This is a genomic window from Bacillus cereus group sp. TH152-1LC (genome assembly GCF_027710505.1).
In the GTDB taxonomy this organism is placed as follows: domain Bacteria; phylum Bacillota; class Bacilli; order Bacillales; family Bacillaceae_G; genus Bacillus_A; species Bacillus_A mobilis.
The window spans coordinates 660,799-681,778 of record NZ_JAQFNK010000001.1 but is presented as its reverse complement, the minus strand read 5'-3'; the positions used below and the strand labels follow the sequence as shown (position 1 = coordinate 681,778).

Here is a 20,980-nt window from a genome sequence, read left to right as displayed (position 1 = left end):
GTACATATCTTTGTATATGTGCCTCTTTTTTATTGACTTTTTACCATTCGCTATTATTATTTATTTGGTTAGAAACTGGAAAATAGAAATGTTTATCTAGGAGCTAATCAAACACAAAAAATAAAACATTAGAATTAGGAGGCGATTGCATGCAAATAGATGCTGTAATCAAAGTCATTTCTCATTTTCGTGAGAATGCGCAAGACATTTTGAAGTTAATTCAAAAAAGTCAAACCGCTCATGCAGAAAGCGGTTTAGTAACAAGAGTGCTAATGCACCCTTTTACACAATTAAAAACTTTAGTGCAATCCGCTAAGGTTTTGAAAGGAACAATTGCTGTACAAACTACAATTGTTGGTTTGTTATCATTCATTGGATTTTCCTCTTATACGGAAATGCCATATTGGGTGTACGGTGTATTATTTCTATTTTGGTACTTATTATCTTTATTACAAGGTTTGTATTTAATGCAGAAAATGGACAAAAATAACCCGTTTTTCTTCTACAAACTTTTCAAAGTAATGCACCCTGCTATGTATAAAGCTTTTGAAGAATTAGCAAAAAACAGCGATTCATTTAACAAGCTATATGACGATTTACAAAATGGTAAATTAGCATTGGATGTCCTTTCCCAAACAAATGTAATGGAAAGCATAGCTTCTGTTGAGTCTGCATACAAGCAAGAGGTCCAACATTATCAAAAGAAACAGAAAGAAATAGAAACAAGATACAAAAGTTTAATCAACAAAGTCACAAAGGTAACGCAAGATTTAGCACAAGAAAAAGTATCATATGAAGACCTAAATTTAGCTTTAACACCGTTTTTAGTTTACAAAGAAACTGAAACAGAAGTCATTTTAGAACATGACACTACTTCATTTGATACCATTGATTCATATGAAAAAGAAGATTTCTTTAAGCAATACATGTTTATTAAAGAAACAGATTCTGTTGATACCATTTTATTTGGAGAACAGCAGAGTTTTGATTTTTACACTTATATTTTAAGTGTAAATGGTCAACGTTGGTTTATTACTTATTTCAACGAAGATAAGAATAACCTAATAACAGCTGAGTTTCTTTTAGGATATATTGTATCTGAAAGCAGACTCATCAACATTTTAAAACAAGTAATTCAATTAAAAACTAAATAAGGTAACACTTAGGGGGAGACGAAGGATGCTATTATTCTCTATCAATGACAAGGAAAAACTCGATGAGTTTTTAAAAAATAAAAGAGAAGAAGAACAGCGAGAACAAACCATCCTAAATGAGAAGACAACTGAATTAACCGTGGAATTAAAAAATGTAGTTTTTAGTTTTATGGGGATTAACAGAAAATAAAAACATATAGACAAGGTTTTTTACTAACCTTGTCTATTTTTCTATATTATTTATCCCTCTTTGTATTGCCTGTTTTGCATTTTCCACTACAGTCTCTGTATTTTTTCGTAACGTCTCTTCGACTTCTCCTGCTTTTTCTCTTTTATCTGCCATAAACTTTTCTAATTTCTCTTTATCGTTAATAGAAAATATGTTTTTATCATCGTTTCTCATGATATTTCCTCCATTTCATTGTGTTATCATATAATATATTCTCTAATCTATTTAAATAACCCTCTATAACTACATAATAACAAATTTTATTCGCAAATGGTTAACAATAACGCTGCTTTCGTATAAATCGCTAATTTAAGTTAAAAAAAGACCTCTTTAATGTAAAAAGGTCTACAAAATATACTGTATTTGAATTGTGCATTATTCGCAACTTAATATCTGAATTCCAAGAAGAATTGACGTGTCATATATACATACTTCAATATCTTCATACTCGTTATTTTCATAATCTATTGCTATACCTTTGTATCCAAGTATTCTTGTTACAAATTCGTCCATATGCGTATAACCTTCTGGTTCTTCTAAATCAAGGTCATAATCTCTAGCTATTAACTCATATCTCCTCGAAAAAATATCCTGACTATCTACGACGACTTTAATAACTGTATTTCCGAAACTACTTATTTGCCAATTATCAGTTGTAGCGAAATATATACCTTTCCCCCACCTTCCTGATTCATCAGGTAAGCGAAACCCATTTTTCATAATACTCTCAGCTTTTTCCTTCGAAGTCCTGTGATACAATGCTATTTCCATTTAAACTGCTCCTTTATACTACAAATAGTATTTTTATTTTATAGCATTATAATCCTTATTTTTGAAATTCAATTAAAAACAATGATATTTGAGAAATCGGTAAAAAATAAATAACATAATTTCTTTTCTAAATCTTTTTTTCATGTTATTAAACTCATAAAATTATCATCACGAGTTTCATAATAACAGGAGGTTAACATGCAAATTTTAAACAGAGAATTTATTATATTAGATATAGATGCAACAACAGCTGAAGAAGCTGTTAAAGAATTAGGTATTCTATTAGTAGAAAATAATTTATCAAATAAAGAGTATGTATTTTCTTTATTAGATACATATAGAATGGATATCAATCCTTTTGTACTAAGTCACATGGTTGCAATAGCACAAACAGATGCTTATGAAGATGTTCACGATGATGCACTAGTATTAGTTCGCTTAAAACACACTGTTGATTTTGGGAAATTGAGTAATCAACCAGTTAGATTGTTATTTGGTATAACTGCTACTAATAGTGATACACACTTAAAAATGCACAATATGGTTGTAGAACTTATTAATAACGATACTGCATTTAGTGCTTTATTAAATGAAAAAACTCCAGATTCATTATTCGAAGTTTTACAATATCATTTAAACAAACGTAACCACAACTGAGCCATATCAATTGGCTCTTTTTATATATACAAATAACAGTCTTTTTCAAAAAAAGAACGCCTTTTGGCTTTGGTGTAAAGAATGCGTAAGTCATTCTTTTTATATGTGTTTAAATAACAAATAAATATAAATCAAATAAACAAATTACTAACGGCTTGGCAGAACAAATTGGGAAAGACAAGAATAGCATATACATACGTTACCTAATCGACATATATCCATTAACTTAATTCTTAAGCGTAGCTTACGATATACGATTACAAATGAATAAGTTTATTAGAACAAATGTATTCAAACTAAGGACTTCTAGGAAAGGCTAGGATTATTACAAGGAATACAAGTGATAACTAGGAAAAGCTTGGGGAACTATGCGCAGCATAACGAATTACTAATAAACGAAGCGTGATAGACATTTAGGTCATGTAACCATTTGATGCCGTACCTTGTTACCAGTAAACAGGAGCGAGTTTCAATGATATGCGATAGCAAATAGGACAAATAACAGTATGAATACTAATGTATGTTTCTATAGGCGTCATATCACCTCAAATCATCCCTCCCCTTCTACCATGATTCGTTACATAAACTCTATTACCAATAGTATTTTAGTAACTTTCCAATCATGTATTTAAAGCATGGATTAATGACTCATAATAATATATTCCTTTTGAGCTGCAACGCTGCGTTTTTATTTTTAATCATAACTTCTGATTAGGATATGTTATTATCATGAAAGCGGAGGTGGAACCGGAGCGAATGTTATCAAGTGACTGGATACTTATAAATATGTAATGAATTGATATTGAATTGATTTATTTTGCAAGGCAAAAGCGGCTTGCCGCCTATAATGAAATGTTGATACGAATATCTCTAATTTTTATATCTTTTAATGAAAAAAGCACTACTAATCGTAGCACTCTATTTTAATTATATTGTAATTCTTTATTACTAATATCTCTTCCTTGCCAACCATTGACATGGAACGGGTTAAAAATATCCTCATTCATTGCTTCCGAATCATCTCCATATCTATCTAACCAAATATCTGCCAACTCAAAAAGTTTCGAGATGTTCTGTCCGTATCTTTCTAATACTTCAGCTTGTGAAAGTTTCTGTAATTCTATATTTGATTCCATAGAAATTCTAGCTTCTAAAGAACACATTGCAGCTGTTCCTCTTACATAAGCCTGAACCTTCCAACTATGTCCATATTCGGGTGTTACATAAACATATATTTGATTCCGTACTTTTTGATAATGTCTAAACGTTGGACTGAAAAAATATCCTTCTGGAACGTTTACCCCTAGTATCTCTAACATTTTTGAATATGCTTCTTTTGCGTCAAACATTTAAAAATTCTCCTTCGGTTTTTGATACATTATATCATAGGCTTTTATTTTTCATACACAAAAGACACAAGATACTCTTCCTTAATATTTTTATTTGTACGATTTAAAAAGGAATATTCTTTTTTTCTTATTAATATTAGTTAAATAATATTAACGGAGGGGTTCTTATGGAACTAGAACAATTTTTCAAAAACACAGATTACAAACATAGCTATATCCCTGAAAAAATTAAAAACATATTAAACAACATGACTTTAACAGACTTTAACCGTACAAGAGATGGAAAGTACCAAACTTTCTATTTTCATTTTACATATAACGAAAAAGAATATATATTAGAACATTGTTTTCTATATCATTGGACAGGTGTAGACCATTGGTTTAAATTCAAAAAACCATTCTTCTCTCCTAAACCATTCTATTTAACTATATCTGAACTAGAAATCCTTTCAAATTCATTAATGAAATCTGTTAATGAATGGAACACAGATAAAAGAAGTCAGCCCAAACTCAGGCTAGTATAAGAAACTAAAGCATATCAATACTGATATGCTTTTTTGTATCTATCTGCATATCTAAGTTCGTAGTAGTAAAAGAGACATCAACAAAAAAAGCCCAGCAAAGCTGAGCTTATATTTTTTCTAATTGTCTAGGTTGTGATTCGTATTCTTCTGGGGTATTTGCTACAAATGACATTGATTGTTGGTTCCTATCATAATAGCATTGACTTAATTTATATCCTTTAGGAATTGCATTCAATGGAACACTTCCAATATATTGATACTTTTGCTCAATTTCTTGTAAATCTTTAAGTTTTAATTTCCCCTTCCCTTTTCCTTGTATCCATTTATCATAATCTCTCATATGTTGTCTTTTTTTATCCATCAATTCTAAATATAAATGAGGGTCCCCTAAAATATGAATAGTTTTAATAAATTCTCGTGGGATTCCTCCTCTTACTCCTACTGTACCTTGGTGAGCTAATGAATCTTCCCAGGTTACATTCAATTGTAAATCCGTTCCTTTTTTTATCGCTCTTTTAATTTCATCTTTTACAAATTTACTAAAAACTATATCTTCATCAAGCGTAAGGTAAACCTTTGGAATCTCACATTCCAAGTAAATAGGGAATATACTGCCTGTTAACCACCACTGCGCTTCTTTAACAGAACTCCAGTCTTCACCATATTTACGTTCTAATAGTCTTTCAGTAGAATTATATGCATACCAATAATGCCATTTATTTGTTAGATAAACAATATCTTCGTTCGAATATGCCTCTTCTTTATCCCAGTTATTGTTCCCTGTTTTATTTCGAGGTAGAATTCCGTTTTCCAGTATAGAGTTTAAATAGAATGTATTTGTTCCATGAAACAATGTAACCGTATCATTTCTATCCTCTTGGTTTTTCAACTTTTCTAAATCGAAATTTCTTGCTTGTTTCATAAATTCATTTTTTAATTCAATTTGAATAGGGTTTTGCATAAATGTTTCTCCTTTTTTTAATCCAGTATAACATCGAAATTGTATTTTAAAAATCGAATATCCCTAATTTAAAAAACTGACAGGAATAAAACTGTCAGTTTAATGATTAATATTTTTAAACTTCTCTGCAAATCAATAAATATTCTTTTTGGAGCTTCTCTCTCGACTTAACTAATACGTTTAAGATTATTGAATAATATCTTCTCGTTACGAAACATAAAGCATAAGCCATCTTTAGCATAATAAATAGGACAAATAACTTTTTTACCGTTTGCTTTAACTGGGACCTCTCCGATTTGACCAAAAAGGACATCGGGAAAAGTACGTTTAAATCTTTGTTTTCCTACTCTGATAACTTCGTCTTGTAATTTATATTCCCATTTCATTTCTGATTCGAAAAATTTCTCCACAAGTTTCTCCATTAATTTCATCTTGTATTCTCCTTTTGATTTTTATACACTTTACCACAAAAAAGAAAATTTATTGCAAAGATACCTATTTTGTACCAAAATATAATTATCAGTTTGTCTATAATTGGGGATTCCAATAACAAAGGTGGGATATTATGAAGCCAGATATCATAAAACAAGTTAACGAAGGTCAATATCACTGGACCATAACCGATTTAAAGAATGTACTAGCATCAGTAAATGGTTGGTGGGGAGCGAATGGACTCGAAACGACTTGGAAAGAGCTTGTTGAATACCTCAACAAAGGTACGATTCAAGTCCAAATAGAAGATTGTCCTATATATCCAATCCCAGATAGAGAAGTCAATTTTGAAGAATGGGTACAATTTGATACATATGCCACTAGACGAGGAAACCATCAATTGGTACATATGCGATGGTGTGGATATAGATGGATACTCGAAAAGACAGGAGAAAAACCCAGAGTTCTAACATCAGGTGCAAATGGATATGTGGAAAGTTTTAAAATGGCAATTAAAGCCGGAGAATCCAGTGCTTTCGAAGTAATGGACTGGTTACGTCAAGGAAATAAAATAGCCATTATCCCCTATCCTGTTGATTCTAAATTATACGTTTATATATTCAGTGCAAAAGAGGAATTTATAAAGGAGCAAGAAGAGAAAATCTTTGATGTTCTTGATAAAGTTCGTAATCATATGAAAAAAGCTGAACAGGAATATTTAGAAAAACAAAACTCTGTCCCAAAGGAATAACACCCAAATTAAATACCAGTTATAGTGTTTAATAGCCGTTAACTCCCGCCTTTCAAAGGGAATTCGCGGCTATTTTTTTGTAAACAAGTAATATACTCTATACTATTTTTCACCCAATGTCTTCTTTTTCAAAAAGACTCCTTGTAACAAAAATGTAATGTTTATGTAAAAAAATTCAAAAAGGTCTAACGATTTTTTCTTGCAAATTTACATACACACAAACATACAAAGGAGTGTTAAGATATGAAAAAAGTAGGCAAAAAAACAATGCCAATATTAGTTGCAGGCTTAGCCCTGTTTGGAGCAGCTCAATCTGTAGCCGCAGCATCACCTGGTGATTACGGTAATCGTTTTATGCAACAAGGAATGCAAGGAAACGATATTTCAAAAATACAACAAGATTTAAAGAGATTAAGTTATTTTAATACAAATACAACAGGATACTATGGTTCTGTTACTAAACAAGCAGTTTTAGATTTCCAACGTTCGCATGGAGTACCTGACACTGGAAATGTTGGAACTCTTACGAAAAATGCACTAGCTTCTGAAATTACAAAAATTGAAGGTTCTACTTCAAATGGAAATGGTTTATTAAAACAAGGAAACAGTAATAACGAAGTTAAACAATTACAGGATAACTTAAGAAAATTAAATTACTTCCATGTTAATTCAACAGGATACTTTGGTTCAGTTACAAAATCATCTGTAATACAATTCCAAGGTGACAAAGGTTTATCTGCTGATGGTATTGTTGGTCCTAATACAAAAGCTGCAATTGCAAATGCTTTAAATGGTACTTCTACACCATCTCAACCTTCAAATGGAAATGGTTTATTAAAACAAGGAACTAGCAATAGCGAAGTACAACAATTACAAGATAATTTAAGAAAATTGAACTATTTCAACGCTAATTCAACAGGATACTTTGGTACAATTACAAAATCATCTGTAATGCAATTCCAAAGTGACAAAGGATTATCTGCTGATGGAATCGTTGGTCCTAATACAAAAGCTGCAATTGCAAATGCTTTAAATGGTACATCAGTAAATAATCCATCAACTCAGGTTCAGAACCCATCTTCAAGCAAAGCTGATGCAATTATTTCAACAGCAAAAAAATACCTTGGCGTACCATACGTATGGGGTGGAACATCCCCTTCTGGATTTGATTGTTCTGGATTTGTTTACTATGTACTTAGACAACACGGAATAAATAACTTACCTCGTGTTTCATATGACATGTTTAATGTTGGAACATCAGTTAATAAATCTGATTTAAGAGCTGGAGACCTTGTATATTTCAAAAATACATATAGAGAAGGCATTTCTCATGTAGGAATCTATATTGGTGATGGACAATTCATCCAAGCTAGTAGCGGCGATGAAAAAGTAAAAATCAGTAACTTAAGTGGTTCTTATTATATTCAACATTACGCTGGAGCAAAACGCGTATTCTAAAAAACGACCTACTCTTTATTTAAGAGTAGGTTTCTTTTTTGTATTTAATTCAATCAGCATGTTTTTACATTTTTACCTGAACAATAACAACTTAACGAAACAAATGTTCATAAAACTTAAAAATATACTCTTTTTCATCGAAAAAACACCGTTTATATTTAAAGAAACTTCCTTAAATGATTTTTAATTTCTGGTTGATTTTCTTTCAAAAGACAGTATTATACAACAAGCTTAATAAAGCTTTTTGAAAGGAGGATTTTGGATGATTCAAAAACTAAATGAAATTCATTTAGACGCATTAAAAGAAGTAGGTAATATCGGTGTCGCTAATGCTGCTACTTCCCTTTCTATTTTATTAAATCGAACGATTGATATTACTATCCCGTCTGTTGACATCGTTGACATAGAAGATATCTGTGAATTTGTTGGAGGAGAAGAAGAAATAGTGAATGCTGTGTTTTTCAGAGTCATAGGCGATTTTGAAGGGAATTTCTTTTTAATTATAAAAGAACACTCTTTAAAAAAACTAGTTCATAATCTCTATACAGAAAATCACTTAAATATGTCCAATAATGTAGAAATGGATTACTCATTATTTAATGAATTTGGTAATATCTTAGCTGCTAGTTATGTTTCATCTTTATCAGATTTAATATGTTCAAGATTATCACTTACAGTTCCTCAATCTGCGAAAGACATGGCAGGTGCCATTTTAACATATGGAATACATTCTTACGGAGAAATAGGAAATGATGCTATGATAATTAATACTTCATTTTATTATGATAACGAAAAAATAGAAGGATATATGCTATTTTTACCAGAACCTAATACATTGCATTCATTTTTTAATAAATTCGGGATTGGTTTTTAATGAAAACTTTAATAGTTGGCATTTCTGATTTAGCAGTAGGAAAAGACGAAACTGTATTACAAACTAATGGTTTAGGTTCTTGTATAGGTATTATATTATATGATAAGACAACTAAAATAGGCGGATTACTTCACATCTTACTGCCTCAATGCACAAAAGAAAATGAAGAAAACAAAGCCAAATATGCCGACACTGGTATTCCTCTATTATTAGACACTATGAATTTGCTTGGAGCAAATAAAAGAAGATTACAAGCAGCCATTTATGGAGGAGCTGATATGTTTCAAAACCTTTCTCGTTCTTCTCTTTTAAGCATTGGAAGTAGAAACATAGCAATCACTAAAAAAATTCTAAACGAAAATAATATTCCAATCATCAATTCTAATGTTGGAGGGCACAAAGGTAGAACTATTATATTTGATTGTAATACCGGGAAGGTCAATATTAAAACGTTAGGAGAATCCGTAACAAATTTCACTTTTTAATTCTTAATATCCAATTTAAAAACCACCTATATATAATAGGTGGTTTTTTATTAAACTTTGAACTTTTCTACAGATACATTAAGTTCATTCGCCATGCCACTGTTTTCTTCAGAAACAGCAGAAACACTTTGAATAGACGCAGTAGTTTCTTCAGAAGATGCAGTAGCTTCTTGAGAACTAGCAGCAATCTTCTCTGAAACCTCAGACAGATTTTTAATTAAATTTAAAATTTGATTTGCTGATTCTACTTCTTCATCTGTTAAGTTCGCAATATTTTTCATTTCGTTAACTGTATTATTAATGGCTTCAAGAATTTCTTCTAATGATTTCCCAGCTGTATGCGCACTTTCTACTCCTTCTCCAACAATTTTTCTGCTTTCTTCCATTTCTTTAGCTGATTTCTTCGTTAATTCATTAATTTTTTGAGTTAATGCAGCAACTTGATTTGCTCCTTCATTAGATTGTTCAGATAATTTTCGAACCTCATCAGCAACTACAGAGAAACCTTTTCCATGTTCTCCTGCACGAGCAGCTTCTATTGCTGCATTTAAAGCAAGAAGATTTGTTTGTGCAGCTATGCCTGTAATTGTATTTGTAATCTGACTAATTTCTTGAGAATACTTTTCAAGTTCTTTGATAACTTCTTGTGTTTGTTCTGTTTTCACTTCAATTTCACTCATTCTTGAAACTAACTCTTTTACATTTTTTGCACCTGTTTGTGCTGTTTCCATTGTTTGCTTAGAAATTTCACTTCCATTCAATGTTCTTGTTTTAGCCTCTTCTAATAAATCATTCAATCCATCAATTGCATTAGCTGCTTCAATAGTAGCATTTTGACCGTTTTGAGCTTCCAAAGCTACTACCTGAATAATCTCATTAATTCTTTCAGACGATGATGTAATTTCTTCAATAGAAGATGCCGTTTCTTCCGATGCAGAACTCAATTCTCTTGCAGATTGACCCACAGAAGAAATGAGTGTTCTTAAATTCGAAGACATCGTATTTAAAGAATCCGCTAATTCTTTTGTTTCATCTTTTGTATTTATAATTAATGCTTCTGAACTCAAATCTCCTTCTGCAACCTTTTCTAAACGTCTTTTTACAAGATGTAAAGCTTTTGAAATTCTCGTAGAATAATAGAAAACAAATCCAGCCCCAATTACGATTGTCAATAAAGAAACAATGATATTTTTTTCCAGAATGTCTTTTGCAGACGCATTAAAATCCATCTTATAAGTTCCAGCAGCTACAATCCAGCCCCATTCCTTAAACTCTTTAGAGTATACGATTTTTTCCGCTTGTCCATCTTTACCAGGAAGTTCCCAATTATATTCTGCAAACCCATCTTTTGCAGCTGCATCAATAACCGTTTTACCCACTGGATTCCCATCAGGGTCTTTTGAATTATATATATTCTCTCCTTCTTTATTTGGGTGTACTAACAATTCTCCCTTAGGCGAAATTACATATAAATAACCGTTTTTAGATAAATTGACTTCTTTATTGATATCTCTTGTACCATTTTCTTTTTTAGGACCTAAAATTGAAGTTGCTGCTTCCTCTTTAGCCTGTTCCAAAGTAATATTACCCTTTTTTACTTGATTGTTTAAAACCTTCATCTCGGCTATTGCTTGGTTTGTTGCATTTTTCAATACGATTCTTCCCATTGCATCTAATTGTTTGTCTGCTTGATTATAGCTCATAAGACCTATTACGGTATTTGAAATTATTAACAAACCTGTAGAAACAGCTATAAATTTAGTTCTAATATTCATCCTATCACTCCTTAATATGAATTTAAATCTTCTGCTTTTTTGCTTTTGAATTTATATCATTATTTTTAAAAAAGACAAACATTTTTTGCTTTTTTTTAAGTTTTATTTTAGGATAAATACTTGTTAATAAATCGATAATTAAATATAAGTTGTGATAAAAAATAAAAACCTCATTCAATATTCAGAATGAGGTTCATCTTTTATGTATTTTTTCATTATAACTCAAGGTATTAACATGAAATAACGTGCTTTATAAAGTTGTATCGATAAATTCGTCATCTTGTCGACCATACTGTTTCATCGTTTCTATTGCATTTTCAATAGCAATTTCTTTCGTATCGTAGAATTTACAACACCACGTTGTACCACTTTCGTCCACTCCATGAATATTAACTCTACAACCTTTTGGATGTTTAATAGTCATTGTTCCTTTGTTCTTCATCAGTGTTTTCCCCTCTCGCGATTGCATTGTTTTCTACCAAAATCAAAAAATTCGAATTATCCATTAACTGTTTTTTAGCTTTTCTTGAATTTTCAATTCCATATTCAACTGTTTTACGGATTCTTGATACGAATTAACATTTTCTTTCGCATGCTTTACAAGTTGCTGAGCCTCATCAAGTTTTTGATTCCAATGCTCAATAAGTTCTTTTTGTTTTGATAAATGAAATTTATTCATTTGTACTGTTTCGTCACTCCAAGGCTCAACATCGATTGGAACAATTTCACTCACATTTTGACCGTGATGCTTTCTATGGTCAATAACTTGTTCTTCTGTATATATACCTGCTTGTGTAATATCTTTTGTATATCCAGAATTATTAGGACCCCACCAGATATCTTCTCCCGATGGATTTGTTTCTTTATGTTTCGTCCATTTTACACTTTTAATATAATAAACTGTCATATTACTCACCCTTTTTTAGAGATTCTTATTACACTGCTTTCAATTCCTTATTTTTAAATGTAAAACCACCTATCTCTCTACTTGTTCTATTAATTTCTTCATTATCAAATTTAACTAGAGCAATATTACCTTCATTACTTGTAGGAATGATAGATTTAATTTCCCCTGTCTCTCCGTTTGCATCTGTCCAGGGAGAATTTTCTACTTTAACCTTTTGTCCTATAAACACTTGAATTCCTCATTTCGTTATTTTCACTTGGTTTTATCTATCATATTCTATCATTTTTTTTATGAATTGTATAAACTTTATACTCCCCACATAAAGTTTCTGAATTTAATTTATTTTATTTTTTTAGTCCCCTCAAAAATTATTTTTCTTTATTTTATAAAAAAAATTCAAAATCTCCCAAACTGCTTTTAAAATTTCCTATAATAGAATAAGCGAATTAATTATATTTAAATGCTAAAATAAACCGCAAAGGATGATACATATGCAACGTAAGATTAAAATTTTAGGAACAGGTACATATTTACCTAAACGCAAAGTAAATTCAGAAGAAATAGATGCTCTGATTGGCGCAAAAAAAGGTTGGTCTGAAAATAAAGCTGGCGTAAAAACTCGCTACTTTGTTGAAGATGAAACTTCTTCTTTTATGGGTGCTGAAGCTGCTAAGAAAGCCGTTGAAAATGCTGGATTAACCCTTCAAGATATTGATTGTATTATTTGTGGAAGTGGTACCATGCAACAACCTATCCCTTCTACTGCCTCCTTAATTCAAGAACAGTTAGGACTACAAGACTCAGGAATTCCTTCTTTTGATGTGAACTCTACTTGTTTGAGTTTTATCACAGCTTTAGATATCATTTCTTATCTTGTTGAAGCAAGAAGATACAAAAATGTATTGATAGTTTCTTCAGAAATTTCTTCAGTTGGTCTGAATTGGGGACAAAATGAAAGTAGCATTTTATTTGGAGACGGCGCAGTAGCTATGGTTATTTCAAAAAGTGTTGAAGAAAATTCAAAAATTATTTCTTCTCATATGGAAACTTATAGTTCTGGCGCTCATTTATCAGAAATTCGTGGTGGAGGTACTAATATTCACCCTAGAGAACATCGAGAAGAAAACAAGGAAGATTTCTTGTTTGATATGAATGGCAGAGCGATATTTAAACTTTCTTCTAAATTAATTCCGAATTTCGTAGAAACAATTTTCAAAGGAACCGGTTTAACAATTAATGACGTTAAGTTAGTCGTGCCACACCAAGCAAGTGCACCGGCTATGAAACTCATTCGTAAAAAGCTTAATGTGAAAGAAGAAAACTTTATGACCATTTTTGAAGACTATGGAAATATGATTTCTGCTTCTATTCCGCTAGCTCTTCATGTAGCAATTCAACAAGAAAAAATTCAACGTGGAGATAAAGTTTTATTATTAGGAACTTCTGCCGGATTATCTATCGGAGGAATTTTACTTGAATATTAATAAAACGGTGAAAAATGTATTGGTAACAGGAGCTAGAGCCCCTGTTACTTTACATTTATGCCGTTTATTTAAAAGCAAAGGAATGAATGTTTTCGTAGCGGATTGTACGCCTTATCCAATATCCAAAGCTTCCAACGTTGTTTCTGAATTTTTTCTAATACCTTCACCAAAACTCAGCACAAACGCATTTGTGGAGGAAATAAAGAAACTAATTCAAAAATTTCATATTGATTTAATCATTCCAACCTGCGAGGAAACGTTTTATCTTTCGAAATTTAAAGATGAATTCAACTGTGATGTATTTGTCGATACGATTGATAAACTAACATTACTTCACAATAAATTGAACTTCATTGAATTTATAAAAAGTATTGGTTGGAATGCTCCGGAAACGATTCATACAAATGATATGAATCAATGCAAAGAAAGCCTGATTCAATCATCTCATCATGAATTTGTAATGAAACCTATCTATTCTCGATTTTCGGACAAAGTTGCATTTACAACAAAAGAGCTCCTTCTTTCTGAATCTGAAAAGCTTCTACCAGGTTGGATTATTCAACAGCGCATAGAAGGAAACCAATATTGTTCTTATAGCATTGCGAAAGATGGGAAATTATTAGCTCATACTGTTTATAAAACAGAGTTTACTGCTGGTCTAGGAGCAACTATTGCTTTTAATCACACAAATGTACCATCCATAACTCAGTTTGTATCAGATGTTGTAGCAAAACTTAATTTTTCAGGTCAAATTGCTTTTGATTTTATCATGGATAATTCAGGTATTCCTTACCCTATCGAGTGTAATCCACGAGCAACTAGTGGGTTACATTTATTTTCAGAACAATTAATACCCGTTATAACTGAAAACAAAAATTCAACATTACTTACTCCTTCTTCTGACCAGAAAACAGCTTTAAAATTAGCCTTACTAATATATGGTCATCATTATTGGAGCAGTCCGTTGAATTTTACAAAATGGCTCCATACATTCTTTTCTCACACTGACATTGTTTATAGCAAAGAGGATAAAAAGCCGTTTTTCTATCAAGTTTACAGTATGTATCAACTATGGATTCAAAGTAAAAAACACAAACACTCACTATTGGAACAAACGACATATGACATATCATGGGATGGTGAAGAACAATGAAAGCTTTAGTAACAGGAGCCACTGGTTTTTTAGGACAAAAATTAGCTTATCGATTAGCTAATATGGGATACGAGGTTACTGCTATAGGACGAAACAAGCAAATTGGACAAAAGCTCGAAAAATCTGGAATTGAATTTATTTCTTGTTCTCTTGAAGAACGAGAGCCTATTATTTCTGCTTGCCAAGGAAAAGACTACGTATTCCACAGTGGAGCATTATCTTCTCCCTGGGGAAAGTACAAAGATTTCTATAACTCCAATGTTATTGGCACAAGAAACATTATTGAAGGAAGCAAGAAAGCTGGTGTAAAAAGACTCATTCATGTTTCTACACCAAGCATTTATTTTTATTATGATGAACGCTTAGATGTAAAAGAACACGATACGCTTCCTAAACAATTTGTAAATCATTATGCCGAAACCAAATTCATGGCTGAACAAGAAATTGATAAAGCATTTCGCGACGGTCTTTCGACTATCACTATTCGTCCACGAGCTTTGTTTGGACCTGGAGACAACGCCATTCTCCCCCGCCTTATCAACGTTTGCCAAAAGGGTGTTTTTCCAAAGATAGGAGATGGAGAAGTCCTTATAGATATTACTTACGTGGAAAATGTAGTAGATGCTCTTCTACTTTGTATGAATTCAAGCGAACAGACACTAGGTCAAAAATATAATATAACAAACGGAGTTCGTGTGAATTTATACAATATTATCGAAGAAGTAATGCAATTACTCGGAAAAGAGTTTCGATACAAAAACATTTCATTTAAGAACGCTTTTACACTGGCTTCTCTTATGGAAGGAATCTCTAAAACTATATTATTTGGGAAAGAACCTATTTTAACCAAATATACCGTTAGTGTTCTTTCTAAGAGTCAAACACTCAATATCGATAAGGCAAAAAATGAACTAGGTTATGTACCTCAAGTAAGCATAGAAGATGGAATTCAAAACTTTGTAAAGTGGTGGAAAGAAAATGAAAATAAATAGTCTTAAATTATATGATTGTGGATATTGTACTCATCCAGAAAAAATAGTGTATTCAAAAGGACCTTGGAAACAAATAGGTTTCCCTGCTATCGTAGGATTACTAAACCATCCAAAACATGGTTATATATTATTCGATACCGGATATGCAAATCATTTTATGGAGGCAACAAAATCGTTTCCGTATTCTGTATACGCTAAACTTACCCCGGTTTATTTTAAAGAAGAACAATCTATTAAAAATCAATTATCAAAAGATGGCATATCAACAAATGATATCAATTATATCCTTATTTCTCACTTTCACGGGGACCATACGGCTGGATTAAAGGATTTTCCACATGCAAAAATCCTGACATTTGAAAAAGCCTACAATGACATCAAGGGGAAAAGTAAATTCAAGGCTCTTACAAAAGGTTGCTTATTAGATACGTTACCGTCTGATTTAGAAGATAGAATGCTCTTCATAGACCAAAAGCCTAAACAACTATTATCTAATGAATATGCCCCCTTTAACGAAGGATATGACGTATTCGATGATGGTTCCATGTTTGCAGTAGATGTCACAGGACATGCTATTGGACAATTCGGGGTTTTCGTTGTTTTCAACAGCAACAAAACTGTTTTCCTTTGTTCCGATGCCGTATGGCTGAGTAAAACGTATCAAAATTTAGTTTTTCCAAGCTTTATTACAAATTTCTTAACTGCTGATTCATATTCTTATCGTATGAATATCAATAAATTACATGAGCTCTCAAAATCTTCACCTCACATTGAGATACTACCAACCCACTGTAGTCTAACTTGGAACATTGCTAGAAAGGGTGTTATTTATGAATAAGCTATCCATTTTAAAACAATATGTAAAAACGAAATACGGAAACCGATTAAAAACTAAAGAGCAGCTTCAAAAATTTCAGAATGCAAAGATAGAGAAACACATTGCTTTTGTCTTGCAGCATTCCCCTTTCTATAATTCATTGTATGGTGAGTTCTCACAAGAAACAAAAGAAAAACAATGGTCATCATTACCTATCATCGATAAACAAACGATGATGGATAATTTTGACCTTTTAAATACAGTTAAAATTAGCAAAAAGGAAGCATTTGAAGTTGCAATTGAGGCAGAATCAACACGAGATTTTACTCCAACTATTAATAATGTCACGATTGGTCTTTCTTCCGGAACAAGTGGTAATAGAGGTATTTTCTTGGTTTCGGAAGAAGAACGTTATTTATGGGCTGGTTCAACCCTAGCAAAAGTTTTACCATCCAGCATTTTAGGTAAACACACAGTTGCCTTCTTTTTACGTGCCAATAGCAACTTATATGAAACGACCCAAAATAAACGAATTTCTTTTCATTTTTTTGATTTACTAGACGAATTTCAGAACCATATTAAGCGTTTGAATGAAACACAACCATCTATTATCATAGCGCCCCCTTCGTTGCTTCGGAAAATTGCTGAATGGAAGAACGAAGGTCTCATTCAAATCAGTCCAATAAAAATTGTCTCAGTTGCTGAAGTATTAGAAGACATCGACAAAGAATTCATACAAAGCACATTTAACCAAATCGTTCATCAAGTTTATCAATGCACAGAAGGTTTTCTTGCTACTACTTGTGCTCACGGAACCTTACACATAAACGAAGACCTTGTGTATATAGAAAAAGAATATTTGGATAAAGAAAATGGAGTTTTTGTACCTATCATTACTGATTTTTCACGTAAAACACAACCGATTATTCGTTATCGTTTAAACGATATATTAATTGAAAAAAAACAACCATGTCGCTGCAATTCCCCTTTCTTAGCTTTAGAAAGAATAGATGGTCGATGTGATGACATGTTTTTTGGATTTAAAAAGGATTCAAATGAAACGATTACTATTTTCCCGGATTTTATTCGAAGAGCCGTGATGCTTGCTTCTGAAGAAATTCAAGAATTTAAGGTTATTCAGCACGCTGATTCAAATATCGAAGTAAAACTCAAGTGTTCTGATAACGATAGACAGCAAATCCAAAATAATATTCAGCGAGAATTGTCGAATTTATGGGTTTATAAAAACTGTAACGTTCCTTCTATACGATTCTCAGAATACAATATTAAACCATCAGATAAAAAACTAAAACGAATCGAGAACCTACACAAATAAAAGAATTAATTTATAAAATCAAAAATAAACAAGCCTGTATCAACAATTTCATAAATGTTTGATACAGGCTTGTTATATTTATCGCACCAATTCTCGGTATACACTTAATACTTTTCCTAATATAGTTACTTTTTTTAAGAATATAGGTTCCATACTCATATTCTCTGGTTGCAATCTAAAACAATCTTTTTCTTTATAAAATCGTTTTACTGTAGCCTCATTTTCTTCTGTCATTGCCACTACAATATCTCCGTTGTTGGCTGTTTTTTGTTGATTTACAATTACTAAATCTCCATCAAAAATTCCAGCTTCAATCATACTTTGCCCCATAATACGTAGGGAAAATAAATTTTCATTTATATGACCAGGACCAATAAGCGGGAAGTATCCTTCCACGTTTTCAAAAGCAGTTATTGGTTGACCAGCCGTCACCTTTCCAACAATCGGTACTTGTATTAAGTTTTTTTCTTGTTTGATTTTCTTAACATAGTTCACATCGTAGTGTTTAAGCAATTGAATTGCTCTTGGCTTTGTAGGGTCTTTTAGGATGTATCCTTTTTCCTCTAGTTTTTCCAGGTGTCCATGAACCGTAGAACTGGAAGCTAATCCAACTCTCTCTCCGATTTCACGTACAGTTGGTGGATACCCTCTTTCATTAATCTCTTCATATAAGAAATCCAAAATTTTCATTTGACGAGAACCAATATCCGGCATATTAAATACCTCCTTATTTGAGTCCAATACAGTACATATGTTTGTATTTTTAGTTTAGCAAAAAAACATCATTTCAACAACAATTTTAAAGTGAATTCACCAATATTTTTTGAATTTAACTTTTTTAATTTATTTTCTATATTTTTTGTTACATTCTTATATAAAATATAAAAAAAATCAGCATTATAAGAACACTACTTTTTATTATATATTCATAGATTACATTTTTTCTATAAATAAATTCATAAAATAATTAACCCATTATATTAATTACTTTAACCAAACAAAAAGCAGCGGTATTTTTATGAAATCCACTACTTTCTAATTTTACTTTTTATTTTTTAATCGACCCTAATCATAAAATCAAATACATCTATTCTAATCATTCCATTTACTGTCCAAATATTTCTCATAAGATTCAATCACCAATTTCTTGAAACGATTCCTCGTCTCATTTAGTTCCTCTTTACGATAAAAATGAAACTGCATTTCGTTATCAATGATAATTGGATAACCTAAAACTTCTAAATAGAACATTCCCCTTTCTTCCATAAAGAAAGGCTTTTCTTTCATAATTCTACTATCAATATCCACAGGCTCTTCATTATTATCCAATAGATAATTTAGAATCAAATCCAAATTTTCCGACTTCTGCAAAGGTTCTATTTCCAATAATGCAACATCAAAGTTTTTTCTTGGTGTTTCAAACAAAGCTTTTGTTTTAGCACTCATATAAGCTGCTTCCAAAAACCTTTCGAATTCTTTAGCCAAGCTTTCTACAGATTCCGGTTCAGCCTTGAATTCCAAACTATCAATATCAGAAAGAATAACCTTAGAATCGTCCCTAGTCATCGTCAATTTCCCTGTATGTCCTCTATAATAATAGTTAAATTCATTAGCATAGTATTTTGGCAAATAATTAAAATTTGTTCCTGGTTGTTCCCTTACTGTGTTCGTTATTAAGTCCATCAATGCATTAAAGCATTGTAGTTCTTTTCGATACAGACCATCTCTGAAATCAACAAAATAACTTCCACTTTTAAGCTTTAAATTCACTTTGTTGGGCAACCAATTTTCATTTTTTTCATGTTCTTCTTTTCCGTAATTATATAATTTATCCCTTATACACAGCCCTAACATTACCAACGAATCCTTTTCGAACACATACTCTGTTTTATCAAATATGATTCCATCATATCCTTTGTTTTCCGATAACCACAACAAATATTCAATTGCTGTTCGACTATGATGCTTATCCATTTTGTAATTATTTATAAACTTCCTACAAACCAATACATTGTTATCAACGACATAAGAAACCTCACAGTATCGGTCACTTTTAAGACCCACGACAAAAGAAAATTCTTCGTCTTGTTTCATAAATCTAATCTGTTGAGGTTGAATTCGTTTTCTAAAGTTCTTTTGGATTAATTTTAGTTCCATCTGGTTTCATCTCCGTTTTTTCTTACATTTTAACAGAATTTTTCATTTTATTAGGATTTTATTTTATTTTCACTAATACTTAGGTAAAAGGGGGAAAATAATGAAAGACTTTATCATGCATGTTTTAATGTTTTTGAGTGACTTAGGGTATTTAGGTATCGCACTTGGTTTAATGATAGAAGTAATTCCTAGTGAAATCGTTCTTTCTTACGGTGGATTCTTAGTTGCTCAAGGTAAAATTACGTTTATTGGCGCTGTTATCGCTGGTTCAATAGGCGGTTTATTCGCGCAACTATTTTTATATTGGATTGGTTTATATGGCGGCAGAGCCTTTATATACAAGTTTGGAAAATATATATTTATTCAAAAGAAACATGTTGACCTTGCAGAAAAATGGTTCCAAAAATACGGCAGCGCGGTAGTTTTCTTCGCAAGATTCATTCCTGTTGTAAGACATGCTATATCGATTCCTGCTGGTTTATCTAAAATGCCATTAAATAAGTTCATAGGGTATACTTCTATTGCTATGGTACCGTGGACTATTTTATTTTTATCTTTAGGAGTTAAATTGAACGACAATTGGGAACAAATCAATACAATAGCAGAACCTTATGTTAAACCAGTAATGTTTGCATCTATTACATTAATCGTTATGTACCTTGCATTTGTGATTATCAAAAAGAAAATCATACTAAAAAAAGAGAATCTTTAATG

At 31.6% G+C, this 20,980-nt stretch carries 25 protein-coding genes; 14 read left to right on the top strand and 11 right to left on the bottom strand.

Annotated elements, in window-relative coordinates:
* Nucleotides 1-149 precede the first annotated feature (149 nt).
* Both PDL00_RS03555 and PDL00_RS03550 read left to right on the top strand, forming a co-directional pair.
* Nucleotides 150-1,154, top strand: a complete 1,005-nt coding sequence (locus PDL00_RS03555) for a hypothetical protein (RefSeq protein ID WP_270726451.1) — start codon at nucleotides 150-152, stop codon at nucleotides 1,152-1,154.
* A 25-nt stretch (nucleotides 1,155-1,179) separates the two neighbouring features.
* Nucleotides 1,180-1,344, top strand: a complete 165-nt coding sequence (locus PDL00_RS03550) for a hypothetical protein (protein ID WP_170953153.1) — start codon at nucleotides 1,180-1,182, stop codon at nucleotides 1,342-1,344.
* A gap of 33 nt (nucleotides 1,345-1,377) precedes the next feature.
* Here the strand turns inward: PDL00_RS03550 and PDL00_RS03545 are convergent, their stop codons facing one another.
* The gene (locus tag PDL00_RS03545) at nucleotides 1,378-1,557 is read right to left on the bottom strand and encodes a hypothetical protein (RefSeq protein WP_270726450.1); all 180 of its coding nucleotides are present in this window, start codon (nucleotides 1,555-1,557) and stop codon (nucleotides 1,378-1,380) included.
* A 201-nt stretch (nucleotides 1,558-1,758) separates the two neighbouring features.
* On the bottom strand, nucleotides 1,759-2,154 hold the full coding sequence (locus PDL00_RS03540; protein WP_270726449.1) for a hypothetical protein: 396 nt from the start codon (nucleotides 2,152-2,154) through the stop codon (nucleotides 1,759-1,761).
* Between the two features lie 198 nt (nucleotides 2,155-2,352).
* On the opposite strand from PDL00_RS03540, the gene PDL00_RS03535 reads away from it, so the two are divergent.
* Nucleotides 2,353-2,811, top strand: a complete 459-nt coding sequence (locus PDL00_RS03535) for a PTS sugar transporter subunit IIA (protein WP_270726448.1) — start codon at nucleotides 2,353-2,355, stop codon at nucleotides 2,809-2,811.
* Between the two features lie 923 nt (nucleotides 2,812-3,734).
* Here the strand turns inward: PDL00_RS03535 and PDL00_RS03530 are convergent.
* On the bottom strand, nucleotides 3,735-4,160 hold the full coding sequence (locus tag PDL00_RS03530) for a hypothetical protein (RefSeq protein ID WP_270726445.1): 426 nt from the start codon (nucleotides 4,158-4,160) through the stop codon (nucleotides 3,735-3,737).
* A 167-nt stretch (nucleotides 4,161-4,327) separates the two neighbouring features.
* Between PDL00_RS03530 and PDL00_RS03525 the strand changes: the two genes are divergently transcribed.
* Nucleotides 4,328-4,684 carry a hypothetical protein gene (locus PDL00_RS03525; protein ID WP_270726443.1) on the top strand — a complete coding sequence of 119 codons (357 nt, stop codon included), beginning with the start codon at nucleotides 4,328-4,330 and terminating at the stop codon, nucleotides 4,682-4,684.
* Between the two features lie 106 nt (nucleotides 4,685-4,790).
* Here PDL00_RS03525 and PDL00_RS03520 read toward each other — a convergent pair whose 3' ends face one another.
* Both PDL00_RS03520 and PDL00_RS03515 read right to left on the bottom strand, forming a co-directional pair.
* On the bottom strand, nucleotides 4,791-5,645 hold the full coding sequence (locus PDL00_RS03520; RefSeq protein ID WP_270726441.1) for a hypothetical protein: 855 nt from the start codon (nucleotides 5,643-5,645) through the stop codon (nucleotides 4,791-4,793).
* 167 nt (nucleotides 5,646-5,812) lie between these two features.
* On the bottom strand, nucleotides 5,813-6,076 hold the full coding sequence (locus PDL00_RS03515) for a hypothetical protein (RefSeq protein WP_270726439.1): 264 nt from the start codon (nucleotides 6,074-6,076) through the stop codon (nucleotides 5,813-5,815).
* A 134-nt stretch (nucleotides 6,077-6,210) separates the two neighbouring features.
* Between PDL00_RS03515 and PDL00_RS03510 the strand changes: the two genes are divergently transcribed.
* The 4 genes from PDL00_RS03510 (at nucleotide 6,211) to PDL00_RS03495 (ending at nucleotide 9,645) form a co-directional block, all read left to right on the top strand.
* Nucleotides 6,211-6,828, top strand: a complete 618-nt coding sequence (locus tag PDL00_RS03510; RefSeq protein ID WP_270726437.1) for a hypothetical protein — start codon at nucleotides 6,211-6,213, stop codon at nucleotides 6,826-6,828.
* A gap of 243 nt (nucleotides 6,829-7,071) precedes the next feature.
* Nucleotides 7,072-8,286 carry a C40 family peptidase gene (locus PDL00_RS03505; RefSeq protein WP_270726435.1) on the top strand — a complete coding sequence of 405 codons (1,215 nt, stop codon included), beginning with the start codon at nucleotides 7,072-7,074 and terminating at the stop codon, nucleotides 8,284-8,286.
* Nucleotides 8,287-8,548: 262 nt separating this feature from the next.
* A complete protein-coding gene (locus PDL00_RS03500) occupies nucleotides 8,549-9,160 on the top strand; it encodes a chemotaxis protein CheC (RefSeq protein ID WP_098517943.1) in 612 nt (203 codons plus the stop codon).
* Nucleotides 9,160-9,645 carry a chemotaxis protein CheD gene (locus PDL00_RS03495; RefSeq protein WP_270726432.1) on the top strand — a complete coding sequence of 162 codons (486 nt, stop codon included), beginning with the start codon at nucleotides 9,160-9,162 and terminating at the stop codon, nucleotides 9,643-9,645. The genes PDL00_RS03500 and PDL00_RS03495 overlap by 1 nt, the downstream gene beginning before the upstream one ends.
* 50 nt (nucleotides 9,646-9,695) lie before the next feature.
* On the opposite strand, the gene PDL00_RS03490 is transcribed toward PDL00_RS03495, so the two are convergent.
* The 4 genes from PDL00_RS03490 to PDL00_RS03475 form a co-directional block, all read right to left on the bottom strand.
* A complete protein-coding gene (locus PDL00_RS03490; RefSeq protein ID WP_442868314.1) occupies nucleotides 9,696-11,312 on the bottom strand; it encodes a methyl-accepting chemotaxis protein in 1,617 nt (538 codons plus the stop codon).
* Between the two features lie 358 nt (nucleotides 11,313-11,670).
* Entirely contained in the window at nucleotides 11,671-11,862 is a 192-nt protein-coding gene (locus PDL00_RS03485; protein ID WP_270726427.1) for a hypothetical protein, read from the bottom strand.
* A gap of 63 nt (nucleotides 11,863-11,925) precedes the next feature.
* Entirely contained in the window at nucleotides 11,926-12,327 is a 402-nt protein-coding gene (locus PDL00_RS03480; RefSeq protein ID WP_270726425.1) for a hypothetical protein, read from the bottom strand.
* Between the two features lie 28 nt (nucleotides 12,328-12,355).
* Complete coding sequence (locus tag PDL00_RS03475; RefSeq protein ID WP_270726423.1) at nucleotides 12,356-12,556, bottom strand: hypothetical protein; 201 nt, start codon at nucleotides 12,554-12,556, stop codon at nucleotides 12,356-12,358.
* A 262-nt stretch (nucleotides 12,557-12,818) separates the two neighbouring features.
* Here PDL00_RS03475 and PDL00_RS03470 point away from each other — a divergent pair, with 262 nt between their 5' ends.
* From PDL00_RS03470 to PDL00_RS03450, 5 genes are read left to right on the top strand one after another with little or no spacing between them, the layout of a single operon-like run.
* Nucleotides 12,819-13,811, top strand: a complete 993-nt coding sequence (locus PDL00_RS03470) for a beta-ketoacyl-ACP synthase III (RefSeq protein ID WP_270726421.1) — start codon at nucleotides 12,819-12,821, stop codon at nucleotides 13,809-13,811.
* A complete protein-coding gene (locus PDL00_RS03465) occupies nucleotides 13,801-14,964 on the top strand; it encodes an ATP-grasp domain-containing protein (RefSeq protein WP_270726419.1) in 1,164 nt (387 codons plus the stop codon). Before PDL00_RS03470 ends, PDL00_RS03465 begins: the two co-directional genes overlap by 11 nt.
* Nucleotides 14,961-15,956 (top strand): NAD-dependent epimerase/dehydratase family protein, encoded by a 996-nt coding sequence (locus PDL00_RS03460; protein ID WP_270726417.1) that lies wholly within the window; start codon nucleotides 14,961-14,963, stop codon nucleotides 15,954-15,956. Before PDL00_RS03465 ends, PDL00_RS03460 begins: the two co-directional genes overlap by 4 nt.
* Nucleotides 15,943-16,794, top strand: a complete 852-nt coding sequence (locus tag PDL00_RS03455) for an MBL fold metallo-hydrolase (protein ID WP_270726416.1) — start codon at nucleotides 15,943-15,945, stop codon at nucleotides 16,792-16,794. The genes PDL00_RS03460 and PDL00_RS03455 overlap by 14 nt, the downstream gene beginning before the upstream one ends.
* Nucleotides 16,787-18,109, top strand: a complete 1,323-nt coding sequence (locus tag PDL00_RS03450; RefSeq protein WP_270726414.1) for a F390 synthetase-related protein — start codon at nucleotides 16,787-16,789, stop codon at nucleotides 18,107-18,109. Before PDL00_RS03455 ends, PDL00_RS03450 begins: the two co-directional genes overlap by 8 nt.
* Before the next feature lie 78 nt (nucleotides 18,110-18,187).
* Here PDL00_RS03450 and lexA read toward each other — a convergent pair whose 3' ends face one another.
* Both lexA and PDL00_RS03440 read right to left on the bottom strand, forming a co-directional pair.
* Nucleotides 18,188-18,823, bottom strand: a complete 636-nt coding sequence (lexA, locus tag PDL00_RS03445) for a transcriptional repressor LexA (protein WP_270726412.1) — start codon at nucleotides 18,821-18,823, stop codon at nucleotides 18,188-18,190.
* Between the two features lie 378 nt (nucleotides 18,824-19,201).
* A complete protein-coding gene (locus tag PDL00_RS03440; protein WP_270726410.1) occupies nucleotides 19,202-20,266 on the bottom strand; it encodes a hypothetical protein in 1,065 nt (354 codons plus the stop codon).
* Between the two features lie 100 nt (nucleotides 20,267-20,366).
* Between PDL00_RS03440 and PDL00_RS03435 the strand changes: the two genes are divergently transcribed.
* A complete protein-coding gene (locus PDL00_RS03435; protein WP_270726408.1) occupies nucleotides 20,367-20,978 on the top strand; it encodes a DedA family protein in 612 nt (203 codons plus the stop codon).
* Nucleotides 20,979-20,980: the final 2 nt, after the last annotated feature.

Coding starts and splice junctions, on each gene's coding strand:
- PDL00_RS03555 (WP_270726451.1), top strand. CDS start 150: ATGCAAATAGATGCTGTAATCAAAGTCATTTCTCATTTTCGTGAGAAT.
- PDL00_RS03550 (WP_170953153.1), top strand. CDS start 1,180: ATGCTATTATTCTCTATCAATGACAAGGAAAAACTCGATGAGTTTTTA.
- PDL00_RS03545 (WP_270726450.1), bottom strand. CDS start 1,557: ATGAGAAACGATGATAAAAACATATTTTCTATTAACGATAAAGAGAAA.
- PDL00_RS03540 (WP_270726449.1), bottom strand. CDS start 2,154: ATGGAAATAGCATTGTATCACAGGACTTCGAAGGAAAAAGCTGAGAGT.
- PDL00_RS03535 (WP_270726448.1), top strand. CDS start 2,353: ATGCAAATTTTAAACAGAGAATTTATTATATTAGATATAGATGCAACA.
- PDL00_RS03530 (WP_270726445.1), bottom strand. CDS start 4,160: ATGTTTGACGCAAAAGAAGCATATTCAAAAATGTTAGAGATACTAGGG.
- PDL00_RS03525 (WP_270726443.1), top strand. CDS start 4,328: ATGGAACTAGAACAATTTTTCAAAAACACAGATTACAAACATAGCTAT.
- PDL00_RS03520 (WP_270726441.1), bottom strand. CDS start 5,645: ATGCAAAACCCTATTCAAATTGAATTAAAAAATGAATTTATGAAACAA.
- PDL00_RS03515 (WP_270726439.1), bottom strand. CDS start 6,076: ATGAAATTAATGGAGAAACTTGTGGAGAAATTTTTCGAATCAGAAATG.
- PDL00_RS03510 (WP_270726437.1), top strand. CDS start 6,211: ATGAAGCCAGATATCATAAAACAAGTTAACGAAGGTCAATATCACTGG.
- PDL00_RS03505 (WP_270726435.1), top strand. CDS start 7,072: ATGAAAAAAGTAGGCAAAAAAACAATGCCAATATTAGTTGCAGGCTTA.
- PDL00_RS03500 (WP_098517943.1), top strand. CDS start 8,549: ATGATTCAAAAACTAAATGAAATTCATTTAGACGCATTAAAAGAAGTA.
- PDL00_RS03495 (WP_270726432.1), top strand. CDS start 9,160: ATGAAAACTTTAATAGTTGGCATTTCTGATTTAGCAGTAGGAAAAGAC.
- PDL00_RS03490 (WP_442868314.1), bottom strand. CDS start 11,312: ATGGGAAGAATCGTATTGAAAAATGCAACAAACCAAGCAATAGCCGAG.
- PDL00_RS03485 (WP_270726427.1), bottom strand. CDS start 11,862: ATGAAGAACAAAGGAACAATGACTATTAAACATCCAAAAGGTTGTAGA.
- PDL00_RS03480 (WP_270726425.1), bottom strand. CDS start 12,327: ATGACAGTTTATTATATTAAAAGTGTAAAATGGACGAAACATAAAGAA.
- PDL00_RS03470 (WP_270726421.1), top strand. CDS start 12,819: ATGCAACGTAAGATTAAAATTTTAGGAACAGGTACATATTTACCTAAA.
- PDL00_RS03460 (WP_270726417.1), top strand. CDS start 14,961: ATGAAAGCTTTAGTAACAGGAGCCACTGGTTTTTTAGGACAAAAATTA.
- PDL00_RS03455 (WP_270726416.1), top strand. CDS start 15,943: ATGAAAATAAATAGTCTTAAATTATATGATTGTGGATATTGTACTCAT.
- PDL00_RS03450 (WP_270726414.1), top strand. CDS start 16,787: ATGAATAAGCTATCCATTTTAAAACAATATGTAAAAACGAAATACGGA.
- lexA (WP_270726412.1), bottom strand. CDS start 18,823: ATGCCGGATATTGGTTCTCGTCAAATGAAAATTTTGGATTTCTTATAT.
- PDL00_RS03440 (WP_270726410.1), bottom strand. CDS start 20,266: ATGGAACTAAAATTAATCCAAAAGAACTTTAGAAAACGAATTCAACCT.
- PDL00_RS03435 (WP_270726408.1), top strand. CDS start 20,367: ATGAAAGACTTTATCATGCATGTTTTAATGTTTTTGAGTGACTTAGGG.